This window comes from Moritella sp. 28, from assembly GCF_018219435.1.
Classification (GTDB): domain Bacteria; phylum Pseudomonadota; class Gammaproteobacteria; order Enterobacterales; family Moritellaceae; genus Moritella.
Genome location: NZ_CP056121.1, coordinates 2752440 through 2768590 on the forward strand (window position 1 = coordinate 2752440; position 16151 = coordinate 2768590).

At 40.1% G+C, this 16151-nt stretch carries 7 protein-coding genes; 2 read left to right on the forward strand and 5 right to left on the reverse strand.

Annotated features, from left to right (window positions below):
* Positions 1 to 320: 320 nt before the first annotated feature.
* Positions 321 to 8801, forward strand: a complete 8481-nt coding sequence (locus HWV02_RS12270; RefSeq protein ID WP_211687966.1) for an RHS repeat-associated core domain-containing protein — start codon at positions 321 to 323, stop codon at positions 8799 to 8801.
* Positions 8802 to 9059: 258 nt separating this feature from the next.
* Positions 9060 to 9962 carry a S1/P1 nuclease gene (locus HWV02_RS12275; protein ID WP_211687968.1) on the forward strand — a complete coding sequence of 301 codons (903 nt, stop codon included), beginning with the start codon at positions 9060 to 9062 and terminating at the stop codon, positions 9960 to 9962.
* 2 nt (positions 9963 to 9964) lie between these two features.
* Here the strand turns inward: HWV02_RS12275 and ushA are convergent, their stop codons facing one another.
* The 5 genes from ushA to HWV02_RS12300 form a co-directional block, all read right to left on the reverse strand.
* Positions 9965 to 11713, reverse strand: a complete 1749-nt coding sequence (gene ushA / locus HWV02_RS12280) for a bifunctional UDP-sugar hydrolase/5'-nucleotidase UshA (RefSeq protein WP_211687970.1) — start codon at positions 11711 to 11713, stop codon at positions 9965 to 9967.
* Positions 11714 to 11858: 145 nt separating this feature from the next.
* A complete protein-coding gene (gene tssG, locus HWV02_RS12285) occupies positions 11859 to 12836 on the reverse strand; it encodes a type VI secretion system baseplate subunit TssG (RefSeq protein WP_211687972.1) in 978 nt (325 codons plus the stop codon).
* A 15-nt stretch (positions 12837 to 12851) separates the two neighbouring features.
* Positions 12852 to 14687 carry a type VI secretion system baseplate subunit TssF gene (tssF, locus tag HWV02_RS12290; protein ID WP_211676102.1) on the reverse strand — a complete coding sequence of 612 codons (1836 nt, stop codon included), beginning with the start codon at positions 14685 to 14687 and terminating at the stop codon, positions 12852 to 12854.
* Between the two features lie 87 nt (positions 14688 to 14774).
* Positions 14775 to 15266, reverse strand: coding sequence for a type VI secretion system baseplate subunit TssE (gene tssE, locus HWV02_RS12295; protein ID WP_211687974.1), 492 nt, complete (start codon positions 15264 to 15266; stop codon positions 14775 to 14777).
* A complete protein-coding gene (locus tag HWV02_RS12300) occupies positions 15266 to 16105 on the reverse strand; it encodes a type VI secretion system accessory protein TagJ (protein ID WP_211687976.1) in 840 nt (279 codons plus the stop codon). The genes tssE and HWV02_RS12300 overlap by 1 nt, the downstream gene beginning before the upstream one ends.
* Positions 16106 to 16151 lie beyond the last annotated feature (46 nt).

Consider the following 16151-nt stretch of genomic DNA (forward strand, 5'->3'; position numbering starts at 1 on the left):
GTAATGACGACTTTAACGCTATATACGGTGAAGTTGAAGTATTGGTCATCGCGCTCAATGCTTACCATTAATGGCTAATGTAGTGGCTGATATAATAGAAAAAACATTCCAGACAAATTCAACCGTGACTTATATTCCGTTTATCACCAAGATAATCGTTTATTAACAAATTGATTTAAGCAATCACGGCTCAAAATTGAACAGCATTTTGTTGTTATCTGCAACTTTACTATCGGAAATTTTGTTGTATTCCGGCGACTTGACAACACAAAGTGCCCGTTAAAAATATATTACAAAAATTTAATAAAAGGTATGTAATTATGACGACTGCAGAACAAACCCATAATAATGAATCCGCAATTCCACGCCTTACACTCGAACAATTTGGTGGTGATGATATTGGGAAATCCGAAATGGTTAATCTTTTTCGAGGTAACCTTAGCTTCCCACTTGAAGTAACAGCATTACCAGGCAGTAATGGTCTCGATTGCAAAATCACAATGCTGTACGAAAGTAATGCGCAATTCTCTGTAGAAAAATGGAATCAGGATAAACCAACTGGCATTGTAGGGATGGGCTGGAGTATACCTTATGAACGGATCGTTATATCGGCTAAACGTAATGGATCAAAGCTAGATGACAATTATTATATGATCACTGAAGGAGCGACACAAAAACTGGTAGCGATACCCCGATCTTGGACTATTGGATTACTCACATCTGATGTAGTGCAAAGCCTGTTACGAAATAGGTCAAGTGATAACATTGTTCAAGAGCAATGGCAAAATTTTAATCGTAAGTTATCAACATCTACTCGTATTGAACAACAAGACGATAGCAGTTATTTACTCTATGACGATGGAAATGAACGAGTTTATAACTTACGCATGACTGATAATGGGCAATATGAATTAACCACCGCAGGCCAAAGTTTTGAGCTAGAAAATTTCCAGTATTGGCAAATCAGCTATTATCAGGAATACCAAAGATGGGAAATAATCAAAGAAGATGGAACTATCTGTACCTATGGTAGTAACCTCGTCGAGAAAAATGCCAATACGTTGCAATATGGGGTTAAGTGGAATAACTGGGTCGGTGATACTTGTGAAGCAAAAGGTGAACAAACGATTACCGCTTGGAATTTAGCCAAAGTAGAAAACATTTATGGCAACCATTATTTATATGACTATCAAGTCCAAAAACAAACAGTGGGCAACGGAGCGGACTCTCTCTTCTACACTAAAGAGTGCCACGTACGAAAGATCAGTAATGATCTTGGCTGGTCACTACAATATATTTATGACAATAAAGTGTATGATGATAGTGAATTAACTGCGCCTAAAGAATATCTAGATCCCCATAAAAATCCTTCACAGCCAGCTGAAACTGCAGATGCTTTCCAGAGCCAATACGATACCTTATTTCTAAGTGAAATAGGCTTGTTTAATGCGAATCAAACTACCATCAGTCGGGTGGAATTTGACTATTATGAGTTACAAAATCTGACGCCTGAGCCTTCAAGTAATGCGAAACCTCTGGCCAAACTTGCTTATGGAGCCTGTTACAAGCGTTATTTAAAAGGTATTAAGCAATATTTCCAACAAGATGTCACTAAGCCTGGTATTCAGTTCACTTATAATTTTACCAAAGATACGAATCAAAACCGTGGTGTATTAACCGAGATACTTTACCCTGAAGGAGGAAAATTTACCGCCAACTATAAAGAGATTATGGTCGGTGATGGCGCTGAAAACGAGCAGCAAGGCGCACGAAACAAATCCATTGATAACCCTTTTGGTGCAGATAAAGAAGATAAACCCAGAGTTTGGTTTGGTGAAAATTATATTGTAAGTGCTTGGTATAGTGAAGACGAAAGCCGCTTGATGGTTAATGTTTTCACCTGGTTAGGAACCTGGTATCAAAGTACTGAGCAATGGTTTATTTTTGATGAAAGCATCGATATTGATAAACTACAAATTGCCACTAGCGATAACAGCTTCTTAATGGCAATGAGTCAATCGTATGTTAATAGCGTGTATTTATTTAACCGCTCTCATTTACGTCAAGGTAATTGGGAAATTCAACAACAAGAAAATGAATATCAAAGCCACGAGTATGGTTCTGAGACTTTACATATATCGAATGGCGATGACTTCTTTATTGTCAATGGTGTCGATAATAATGAAGATAAGGTCATTGATCGTTACGGGTGGAACCGAAATAATCAAAGTTGGGAGGTGAGCAGCTTAACAGATGACCCACAACTGTGTCCGGAAGGTAGTACGGCAAGTCAGGTTGAGTATTACACGACAGCATCGAGTAACTATTATGTCATTTTATGCCATGATCAGACCCAGGAACCACCGTCAAGTAAATTGGTTATTGACTACCAGTCTTCAAGTCTTAAGGATGATGAAACGCTTGACTGGCATCGAGGTGGAACATTAGATACTAGCGCTATTTCTATTCCATCTTCTAGAAACACCTCCTATTTTAACTTTGCCCCTGCCGAAAGTTTTGCAGCAATGTCTTATATCACCGATTATATTGGTAATTCAAATATGACGACATTTAACTACGCACTGCAAATTTTAACTTGGAATGAAGATTTTAAACAGCTAGCTTTGGCTAAAATCGATAATGTTTGTCTCAATAATTTCACCAGCATACCAGCACCTATACAAGGGGCCCTAGGCCCTCAGGTTGTAGATAATACCTTGGTTGGATCGGGTCCAAACGTTTATTACTTTGATGGCATAAAATGGCAACACAAATATGTCGATATTAAATTTGATAGTCAATTTAGCAATCCTAGTGTTCAATATTACTGGTATGAATATACTGCAGACAGTATTTTAAAATCAGAAAATACTGATTCCGGGATTTTCGTTGAATTAAGTTACCTAAATAAGAATGATACTACCGCAGCTTGGCAGTCAATAGTATTGGAAGATAGTGAGCATGAGTCAGAGTCATTAAGGCAAAATAAAGCTTACCCTTCGTTAACATCCACCTACTGTACTTATGGTAGTAAAGTTTATAACCGTGGCGTATATAATGAATGGAAAGATCCAAAAGACCAAAATATAATCAATGAAGATTTTCTATTAACTGATTTTAGCCAATTGCCTGCATTACAAGGATTGACGATTAATACCAGTACTATTATTAATCAAGCGCCTTATTTTATTGCGTTTATGACAGTGGATGAGGAAGGTCTGCCGACTGCAACTTATATTGCGTTTCTGCGTAATGGTGATTTCATCCGCGGTAGTGACGGTCACCCGGTACTCGAACAATTTGAAAAACAACAAGTGACTACCCTGTTGGATAAACAATATCACTATCAACAGTCACTGAATGGTAAATTACCTGCTATTCCGATGGGATTTGTCACATATGCTATAAAGGCTAATCCTAACGCGTCTAAACAAATCACATTACACCGTTATGCCAATGAATCGACACAAAAACCAATCTCGGCCTATGTGGTTGATAATATTAAAATCGAAACCGGCTATGATACGCAAAATAAATGCTACCAGTACAGCGATCAATCGGCCGCACAAGATGCCACAGGCACGATTATTAAATTCCAAACCGTCACTGAATACAGCGGCTGTTTAAAAAGTAATGATCAGCAAAATGGTTACATCGTGTCTAAATTTTTCAATGGATTACCTCAGGGCAAAGATGAATTCCTTCATCCCGTTGATAATGATATAGCCAATCAGCACTATACAATGCTAGACGGCCAACTGTGGTCTAAACAACAATATAATGCCTCTGGTACCCTGATTAGTTCAGATATATCGAGTTGGCGGGTACAAACAAAAATCGCTATAGATGCGTTAGATTCTAAATTACGGGCATTATATGGTGGCATACCACAAATATACCAATCAGCATCAATGCAGGACGGCGTTGCGACTATTAATCGGATTGAATATGCTTTGGCTTCTGGTAATCCTAAAAAAACATCGTTCAATTATTTTTCAAGTACAGGTGAAGAGTTAACTCAGCAAACCCTAACCGATTATGCTTATGAAAAATACGTCGGCATGTGGCAACAGAATTTGCTTAAGCCCGTTGTACAAACTCAGGTACAGGCCAAAGACGCTGTAGCACACGATTTTGAACTACTGTCAGCGAATGCATACACTTGGAAACAATGGCAATGCGATGATAATCAATATTGGGCAGAGAATGCCACTTATGTCGCGACTCAAGATAATGTGGGTAATTTTCCATACTGGGATGAACCCCAATCTGATGACAAATGGTTAAAAACAAATAATATACTTTCCCGTAACGCAATGGGTGGTATTGTTGAACAAAGCAATGCTAACCAAGTAAAAAGTACTATTATTTATGATGATGATCAACGCTTTAGCCTTGCTTCATTCAACAATGCAGGTATTGAAGAAAATGGTGTGAGCTACGATAGCTTTGAAGACTACCAGACTACACAATGGGTTTTTACACAAGGACAAGGTACGCCTGTTAGCGAAAATAATGGCATTATCACGACTGACTCCTTTAGTGGTTTTAATAGTTTTAATCTAACCAGTTCTGGAATATTGAGAAAAACGATTACCCTTAGTGCATTAACGCAAGATTATGTTTTCTCCGGTTGGTTTAAAACAACACCATCAGCGAGTACCTATCAAATGACGATGGCGCTAAGTGATGCGAGTTCAAATCAAGTAAGTAAATCTATCAATATTGTACCTGACGGAAAATGGCAGTATGTGCAATGGGTGGTTAATCCTGATGACTCTAGTTTAAGTGGCAGTGAAATACAACTTGATATTCGCACCGATTTCAATACTGCCGACACCTTTATACGGATTGATTCATTATTGTGGATGCCGCTAAACAGTGATGTTAAAGCAGATGTTTATGATTTGAACCTGCTTTTACCTACGGCGAAACTCACAGCGAATGGACGATGTGAAAAAACGTTTTACGATCTTTGCTACAATGCTATTTCCCATACTGGTGTTGATCAAAATACCTTAAATATTAATGCCGACTTTATGGCACGTCAAATCACAGAAATTGACGACGACATAGACTTTCCCATCCATACACCTAATTTTGACCTCGTAATCGATGCTCAGGATATGGGGTTTTATGACCAATTCAATATTGACGCGTTACAAGATTATACTTTTGTTAACTGTGGTGTCGATGACTGGCAGGTCACTAAGCGTAAGTTACAACTGCAGAATACAAACTCAGCAACATTAGGTGCACAGATACAACGAAAGGATTTTGCAGCCGATAGTCTTGCTGTCAATGTCATTGTGAATAGCGATAGCAGCAATACCGTTTCATTAGGCACGGGTAAAATATACGTTATATGGAATAGCAGCAAATGGTTATTAGTTGAAGATAACGCGGGTACATTGACAGAATTACAAACCGTTGAGGATGTGGATTTTCAAGCACAATGGCTGTTAACCGTGTTTGATGACCGAGTATTATTCTACGCCAATGGTATTTGTTTATTCAATTATCAATCCAGTGGATTACAGCAAAATCAAGTCTTGCTGGGAATGCAAAAACCGGGCAGTTTTTCTGCTATTCAGGTGTGTGAAAACATCGCCTTAAGTTTGTCTTATAAAGATGGTTTAAGCAAAGAACGACAAACGATTCAGATGGAATCTAGCGATTCAGTGATCTTAACTGCAACCTTATATGACAATATTGGTAGAGCTGCAATCATGGTGAAACCTTCGCGAGTTACCAGTAAAGATGTTATCAATCCATTTTCCTATCATACTGATTATGTAACAAATGGCGGTTGTAACGATTCAATTTGGCTAGGTAGTCCTATCACTGGTGACGTAGTCAAATATCATAGCGATGCCGAAGGTTATCCTTTTAGTCGTACTGTATTTGAGCCTTCGCCAATCCAACGCCCTGTTCAACTCGGTAAACCGGGTAAAGGTTTTGCTATTACCAATACGGGTAATAATCATATAACGACAATGGAGTATGGAAATAATAAGAATGATCCAGGATTTTTCTATCCACTACCAATTGGTCAGTATTTTATAACCAAAACGACAGATCCTGATGGCAATATTACAACCCGTTATGTGGATGTGCTGAATCATAAGAAGAACCAAAAAAATCAAGACAGTGAACAGGAACCTTCATACCTCGGTGTGATACAACAAAATCCTGACGCGACTGCTGATATAAAATATAGTTGGGCTTATGATCGTAAATCCCAAGTTATAGCAAGCTTACCACCCAAGTATTATGCTGAACGAGCTTCAGGTCATAACACTGAGGTTATGCCGACTCTAGCTTCGACCTATTGTTATGACTTCTTAGGACGGCAAATCAGTAGCTTTAGCCCTGATGTCGGGAAAAGCTTATATATTTATGATCATCTCGACCAATTGCGATTTATACAAAGTGCCACAGCGGCAGAAAAAAACTATCTTAACTATTTCAAATATGACCAGCAACAAAGGATCATAGAAAAAGGCAGTGATGAGTCTAGCTGGGATGAAGAGCTTTTACAGGAAAGAGCAAACAATTCGCCTCAATTGCCTCTTATTGAGGATACTTGGTGTAGTAAATATTTGTTTGATGGCAATGATGACACCGTTAATATGATTGGTATGTTGTGGCAGGCCGTTAGCAATAACAGAGATACATCCGAAGATGTTGCCACCTGCACCAAGCATTGGTTTGATGGTGATGGTAGGAAACATTGGTTTGGTGATGATGGCCGCATGACTAATATGCTTGATAAGTTGTGGAAAACAATTAGCAACAACAGAGACACATTCAGGGGTGATATTTATGAAAGTTATAATTATAATCGAATGGGTAATGCCACTCAATGCCAGCAAATACTGACCGAACCAGAGAACTGCACTTATGTTATAGATTATACTTATAACTCAGCGGGTTGCTTGTTAACCACCACAGATAGTGTGACTAATCTAACCGTCGCTCACACTTACAACCCACTGGGGCAACTGATTAGAGTTGATAGTAAAACGCCACAGTCAGAATCACGCCGATTAGCGAATTATAGTTACACGCAGGAAGGTGATTTAGCACAAGTTGGCCTACTCCCTGTAAATAATACAGCAATGGCGACTCGTGATTTTTCTTACTTACCGACGGGTTGGATATCGAATATTAACGATGATTGTATAGATCAGACATTACAATACACTGAAGCAGGCTGTGATGGCGACGGTTATTACACCGGCGCAATTGCCAAGCAGAGTGTGCAATATAAAAAGGGAGTACAACAGGATGATGATCGCTGTTTTACTGTCGATTACCTTAACCGAATAGAGAGTGCAAAAAACAGCAGTACAACGGATCAATGGAGTATGGATGCTAACGGTAATTTCGAGAGCCATGCAATCAATGATGCCATTCACAGTTACACGACTAAAACAGATAGTAATCGTCTCGCTAGCATCCAAGGCGACACGTTCAACAGAACACTAACTTATACTGAAAATGGCGAGGTTGATACCATTACAGACGGTAACGGTACTCAAATGCAATTTGCTTATAGTCGTGGTAATGGTTTGACAAATACCATCTCACTACCAGGCAACAACACTCATGATCAAGTCGATTATCATTATAATGCCAACAATCAGCGAGTGATTAAACAGGTCACATTAGATCAGGATTCAGTGCTTCAGCGTACTTATATCCATGGTTTAGCAAATAATCCTATTGTTGAAATTGATAAAGTTGATGGTAAAAATAAAATAAAACGTTACATACATCTGCCAGGATGTACCGTGATATATTATGACAATCAGTATTTCGTCGCACTCAAAGATCATTTAGGATCAACACGTATGCTGCTAGATGAACATAATAATGTCGTCGGCCAATACAACTATGATGTTTATGGTACGCCAGAGATAATTAAATCACCGCAGTTTATGTTTGATTATCTTTATACTGGGCAGGAGTATGAACCACAAACTGGATTATATAATTATAAATCTCGATTATATGACCCGATGATTGGCCGTTTTATTATGATCGATCCTGAAATGGAGTTCTTTTCACCTTACGTATACGCGGGCAACAACCCTCTCATATTTGTCGATCCAAACGGTAAAGAGGTATTTTTAGCGATTCTTGCTATAGGGGCGTTAATTGGGGCCGCTATCGGTGGTGCAACGGCAGCATACCAAGGTGTAAAAGCGAACAAAACCGGGTGGGATCTTGTGGGTTATATTGCCACAGGTACAGCCATTGGGGCAGTAGGTGGTGCAGCATCGGCAGCAGGAGGTGTTGGGGCTTTCGCAGCGGGTTCTGCGGCTGTTTCTGCGACGGGTTCTACTGCTGCAGGTGTTGTGGCCGGAGCAGCCTTCGGCTCGGCAAGCACCAGTTTGCTTAGTGCGAGTAGCAATACCTTAAACTTCCTAAATAATCAGGCATTTGGGGTTAAGAATTCGGGGACAATTGGGGATGCAGCACTACAGGGTGCCAGTATTGGCGCTGTTGTTGGCGCTGTCGGTGGCGGACTTGTTGGGCATGGAGGTTCGATAGCACAATTGACCGCGTTACGGTCAAGTTTATCTTACAACTATCGCTCGCTTGGGCAAGTTTGCGAAGCCCTTAACATCTATTCAGAGATGACTGTATTGCCGCTACCTTCATTATTTACTAAAAACCAGAAAGTATTAAAGGGTGCTTTATTTTTAACTAGCCGCTCTAAACTGAATACGGCATTAACGTCAACCACTGACTACTACACTACAAATGCGGTGACACCAAGTGAACCTGCATAAATACCACTAAGAAATTAGTGTATTATGGCCCGTCAAAGTATGTAATTTGTGCTTTGACGGAGCTTTAATACCTATCCCACCTTAACAATCATAGACACTAATTCATACTTCCTGAATTAGTATCAATGACCTGCTTCAAGACCAAACGGAACAAAATTCAGCCTTTGATAAAAAAGATTACAAGATATTATTTGACGTACCTCACATAAAAATGCCTAATCGGAACCTATCTTATTGAACGATAAAATAGAGACGAACGTGAAGAATAAAAATCTGATTGCATCATCTGTTGTACTATTAGCCCTGCTCCCACAGGCTGCAAGCGCATGGAACTACCAAGGACATGTAATCGTTGCAGAAATGGCCTACCATAATCTATCTGACACAGCACGCGCACAAGTTGACGTGTTAGCAGAAAAAGCATATCGCTCAATGCCTCAAGATATCAAAAACAAAATGGATACTTTTGAAGGTGCAAGTCAGTTTGCAAAACTCGCTATGGTACCGGATTTGATTCGTAAGGTTCCAGCAGAAAACATTTGGGAATCGATGGGCGAACAAATACCGGCATCGTTAAACCAGTGGGATGAAAAAACCACGGGTGCTTGGCATTATATTAACCAAGCGTATCCAGCAAGCAGTAAATGTAATTTTATTCACATTCCAAATGTGGAAGTCGTATCTAAAAGCTTATTTGAAAGCTTCAAAGTAAATCATCAAGCGGCAAGCATGATGTTCATTAGCCACCTTGCTGGCGATTCACACCAACCAATGCACTCAATTAGCAGCGACATTTCCGCTAACAGCTGTAATAGTGACCTAGGTGCGAATAAGTATACGCTTAATATTCCACAACACGATCTCCACCATTTATGGGACAGTGGTATGGGTTTCCTTGACACGCTTTATGATATCCATGGTGTGGCAGTAATACTACAGAAAACGCACCCTAAAAAGTCGTTTGAACTAGGTACTACTGGTAATATCAATCAGTGGATACAAGAAAGCTATAAAATGGCAGACTTCGGATACAGTGTGAAGAAAAACACAACACCAAGTACTGCATACTATAAGCAAGGCACTAAAGACGTTAAACAGCGTTTATCTCAAGCTGGTTATCGTTTAGCTGATGAAATAAATTCGGCATACCCAACCAAGTAACCTCAGGTCTGATACCGCCTAAAGCGAGTCACTTTCGACTCGTTTATCAAGCAACCGTTAACACTGTCTGAATTCGTGTAAACCACCTGATTGGAAGGTGTAAATTCACTCGCAACAATATTGGTTCTTTGTTTAAAGAATGAATACAATACTTCAGCATCAACATAGCCAGTCATGACAGGGTCAATAACGGGATAACCGTCACCACCAGCCGCGTTGAAACTTGGCACAGTGAAACTGTAACTCTCGGTTTCACTAAACCCTTTATTATTGATATCGGAAATAGACACGCTTTGGTTTTGGCAATCAACACTCATCGATACACCAACTAATTGCGCATAGGCACCGGAACCCACTTGCTTCGTTGCAACATCACTTAGATAAGCGGTTATTTCAGCACCCGTCATCGTGCTTTTAGTTAATGTATTACCAAAAGGTTGCACGGTTAGTACATCTTTATATGTAATATCGCCAGCTTCGATTGATGCGCGTACACCACCAGAGTTCATAATACCAATATCAGCATTGACCTTAAGCATATGCGCTGTCGCAATGAGATGACCAAGATTAGTTTGTTGGGTTCGCACATTTGCACGTTCGCCATCAAATAGTGCATCGGTTGTCGCAATGACTTCATTAAGCTCTTCTTGTCCCTTTTGCTGATACTGGGATAAGATCTCTTTAACAGTCGCATCAGGTGTAATTGGATCTGCAACTAAGACACGTTCGCCCTCTTCATTCTTCACTTTAATATTTACCGGGATTAATCGATAATTAACCAGATGTAGTTGTTGATTATAAAATTCAAAATCAGCTCGACCTACATATTTACCCCATTCGAAGGCTTGCATTATGTAGGTGCCATTTTGCTTATCAGGAATACACTCACCGGTCGGTTGGAAATCAGCATAGTCGTTCGAATTCGCTTCCATACAAACAGGATTTTGTGAATGACCGCCAACAATAGCGTCAAGCGCGCCTTCGTTTAAAGCGCGAGCAAGTGCAACATCACCCGGTGCATTACTGCCATGCTGACCGTCGGCATAATGCCCCATATGAGTCGTCGCAAATATCACATCGGCACTATTAGCGGCGTTAATTTCATTAATAACCTGCTGAACTTCAACTTTAGGGTCGGTAAACCTCAGTCCGCTGATATATTCAGGATTACCAATTTTCACTGTATCTTCGGTTGTTAAACCAATGACCGCAATGCGTAAACCGTTAATCTCAAATATTTTATAAGGGTCAAAATAACGCTCACCCGTTTCGTTATCATAAATATTCGCCGCTAACATTGGGAAATCAGCTAACTCACGCTGCATTTCTAACACAGATAATGGATTATCGAATTCATGATTACCGACAGCCATCGCATCATAACCAATAAGATTCATACCAACAAAATCAGGCCTCGCGTCTTGTAAATCTGATTCCGGCACGCCGGTATTAATATCACCGCCAGACAACAATAATATTTCACCTCCTGCAGACTCGACCTCAGTAGTGATCGCGTCAATCAGTGTTTTACGGGCTGCCATACCATATTCGCCATGGCTATTTTCCCAGAAACGACCATGGTTATCATTGGTGTGTAATAAGGTAAAACGCTGGCATGCATCACCCGCATCTGCGCAAGTGCTGTAATTTAAATGATCATCAACATTCACATTGTCACTTTCATTATCACATGCGGTTAATGCGGCTAATAAACTCGCTGCCACCACTGTTTTAAAAAAAACATTATTCATTGCATCAACTCCTTGACGTCATTTCATTCCATTAAGATCGAATCTAGATCAGGTGATGAAAGAGTAAGTGACGAATATGACAATCTCATTAAAATATTGATTTATAATGATTTGTTTTAGGTGTCAATTAAAGTTTCAGTTCGTATTATAAACAAACCGTTCTCGATTGATGATTGAGAGTGTCATCATGCAGCAACATCGCACCAGCCCCCAACTGCATTTCGACAGCGCCTAAACGCGGCTTTATGATCGCATCATAATTGGCTTCCACTTTTAAAGAACTTTTAACTGCGGGTCCAAGGTAACTGGAAACTGCCTTTTCAATTACCTTACGTGTTGCAGAATTAGGTTTTAGCTGGTCAAAATCCCTGCCATTTCTGGGTTTGATCACGATATCAATCTTACTGCTAAGATCCCACATATTCTCACCAAGCATACTATTAACCCCTAAACAGGCAAATGCCCCTTCAGGTTGCTGCCTTGAGCATAACTGCGTAACTTCATCATCGCCCATGTTAACCCACTGACCTTGTAGTGTCTTAATGACAACTTCACCATCAACGATCTCTTGCAACATGTTGCGCAGGTTGGCTTCATTGCGGATAGCATGTTTAAAATAACTGGCGAAATATAACGCTAGGTCGTCTTCAGCACCGATTAAATTACTGAGTGCCACACTAATTGGATCTGTTGGCTTGCACGCATTCTGTTCATACCCTATTGCAAATCGGTATTTTTCCCAACTGCGGTAGTACAAGGCAATAATGCGGTTATTAAACATATCAAAAAAATCACACAATGCATGATCTTTATGCCGAATTCGCTGGAGTATGGCCTCGGTATAATGAAATGGCAGTACCCCATTCATTCCCGTCAATCCTAAGAATGTGACGGCGAGATCTAACTGGTGACTGTCAGTAACCTCAGAAACCTTATTAATTGGTGCGCCAGCATAACCCACTTGTTGAGCGACAGAAAAACGAACAGCTTCAAGACTCGGAAAGTTATCACGCCCAATAGCACCATGCTCAAAACCAGCCCGCTTTGCACGGTTTTGCAATGCATACACGGCTTGGTAAAAATCATAATCCTGCGGGTATTGTATTAAATCGTTGTCTAACATATCGATTCCCTCAGCTTATAATAAAGCACGTTCACCAATCCGCGCTGGCCACTGATGATATAACTGCGTACTGCCGTTACAAGTGACCTTAAGACGGGTAAAGCTATTGATTGCAGCAAACAATGCAAAGAAACGATCTAAGATTGTCGCGAAGAAGAATAAATCATTGTCAGGAAAACCCGCTGGATTGAGTATTAGATTAATATCACTACCATAGCAAACGCCCATGCGACCTTGTATCAGTAACTTGGCTGTAGAAGGCGTAATCGTTAATCCCTCAATATGTTGGATCTGTGTATTACTGGCCGCATTGTCTGCAAAGTTAAATAGGTGTAATAAATCACGTAGTTTATCTCGACCTCCATTCCCAGAGAAATGCTCGAGGCTAACTAAACGTAATAGCTGCCAACGGGTTGCTTTACCTAATTCAGGTCTGACTGCTGCGGTGAAAGCTGTCATGCAAGTGGCACTTTGTACCATGTGACCACCGGATGGCGTATGTAATACTGGGTTTCCCCCACCATAAGGCAGTTGTACTGGCAAGTTACGATTAGAACAAAGCCCGTGTAAACTTAAACGCTGGCGACTGCCATTTGCCGCGATACCCGTAAAACTATTAAACTCACGATCAACGACTGATAAGAATAACTCTGTGCCTTTTTGTGCAACGCCACCAGACCAATCTGAATGCTCACGCCTTGCAACCCAAAAATGTTTCACGTCTTGATAACGTGGATGAGTCTGACTATAAAAAGGACCGAGCCTGATTTTATCCATCTCGCTATCATACAAGGCAACGTCCGTAATCGACACGACTTCAGAACATGATTCATCGCGGTTATCTGCAACAATCCGATATTCATATACACTGGGATCTAATACAACGGGCTCTAACTGCTGTTCAAAACAATTGATGATTGGCGTGCAGTTTAATTTAAGACTGTCCTGATTAATATTTGACTCAAGCTCTGACGAGGACGCTGAAAAATAAAAGTGAAACTGTACTTCATCTTCATATTCTGGTGTTAATTTAGAAAGCAAATCGACTAATTCAACAAACAAAAACTTTTGTGGGAAAGCAAACTGCTCGACTAATAATCGATAGCCATCAAACGACTTATTACCATAAGGTAAAACAGATTCGTCATGCCCAAAGCCGACTGCTGAAAGATGCCTTGATTCGAGTGTTTTACAGTGACTTAAACCGTCTTTGGCACTGATACCAATACCAATAAGATGCTGAAATAAATGTGTATACAGTAAAAATGCATGCTGCAGTTGACCACCAAGATAAAAGCGTAATTTGTCTGGATTAACCAGCGATAAATTATCACCTGCAACAAAATGTTTTAGCGTGAATTGCAAGACGGATTTAGGTTTGGTGCTCCAAGGTGAGTCAGGCGCATTGAAAGGTGCATTCTTAAAGTAAATATCTTCGATTTTTAATGGTTTAACATCCGTGTTATAACACGTTGTAAACTCACAAGCCTTGTAGCCAGCGACATGGGTAACAACACGACTACCTTGCTCAAATAAGCTACCATTACTGACAATGTCGTTTACATTAAGCTGGCAAATACCAAGCGACGGGATCGTAACTTGATAATCGGGTGCAAGCTGCCCTAATAACGCATCAGTTAATTCAGGAAAACTGTCATCAAGTTTTTGTCTAATCTGTGCAGTTAATAACGACACGCCTTCCAGTAACCGAGAGACGTGCGGGTCTTCGACTGAATCATCATCAAGCTTTAATCGACCTGCTATTTTAGGGTATTTTTTAGCATAATCAGCGCCCATTCGTCGCAGGTAACTTAATTCACGATTATAATAACTTAATAAATCATCACTCATATATACAGCCTATGGTTATTTTTATAGCGATACCAATGACAAAAAATAATTACTTATTTGCTGCCGTTTCGATTATAAATTGGAAAATTAGTACAGATTATCTGTTACCGAAATACCCAGATAAACAGGTTCAACTTCAGACTCTAAGCTGATTAATTCCGGATGCGGATCTGCGTGCATTAAAGCTTCAATTCTTAGCTTTAATGATCGGTCGATGTCATCATTGATATCGACAGGTTCTACATTCACTTCGATAATACGTGGTTCAAAACGCATAATGGTTTGTTTAACTTGAGCGCATAATGCAAGTCTTCCATCAAGGGTTCCTACTGGAAGCCCCGAAAAATCCGGAAGTCCATAGTTAAATAACGAATCGTCAAGCTCACGATAATAATGAGGCCAGCTCATCCATTTCACCTTCGAATTTAATAGATTTTCGAGGTCGCGCTTCATTGAACGACGTAATGACCGCACTGTTATGCCTGTGCGTTTCTCTTGTGCATTACTGATATTCGGTTCTAGATCGATAAGCTTATCTAATAACGACGCTTCAATAAGCTGCTTATTATGAACGGCCATTAAGCTAACTCAGCTTGTGATGACACGCCTATATTTACGTCTTGGCTATCATGGTTGTCTTTATTCTCTTGGTCATAGTAAAAATCTGTCAGCTGAACAGCTGATTCACCAATTAATAGCATTTTATGACCAACACCTTGATACATAGCCTGGCCTTCACCTGCTGCTTGATTCATTGATTGCCAATCCGTTTCACGCCCAAGCTTTTCAGCGTCTGATTGACTACTTAGGTAAGTGAGAGGTATGAATGCATCACCACTTGGTCCGTTTTCGATATCAATATGAACGCGACGCCATACTTGCTCTAGGATCGAACTTGCAGGTTGCCATTCCAGAATGGTGATTTGTGAGAACTTAACTAAGTAAAATTTACCATTTGTTCCAAGCACTTCTAAATAGCCAGCCAAACTGTCATCAAGATCCCGTGGTTTAGTAGGACTATGCTGATAACGCGCAGATTCTAAAGCCGTGCATTGAGTCATGATGTCTTCTAGGTTGTTATCTTTAATGGCGACTTGCAGTGTCACAATGGCTTCTAACTCTGCGTCTGCATCACTAAATACTTCTGCCGTTGCCCCACCTTGCGAAAAGTCAACGCGAGATTGCTGCGCTCGAATAAGTTGTTGGACATTTTTACCACCAATCGCCGTTTCGGGGGCTTGATTGGTTAACAAGTTAATTTGTTTATCGGCTTTATCTAGCTCACCATTAATACATAGCAGCTCGATATAAGCACTGCGAATATCAGTATCAAGTGGTTGTTTTTTTAACCTTGCCTGACAATACGCGATTGCGTCTTGTAACTTACCGGTTTCAACTAACTGTTTTATTTCTTGCATGTTCATATCCTTATGCATGTCTCATTTTTTTCAAATTTTAGCTTAA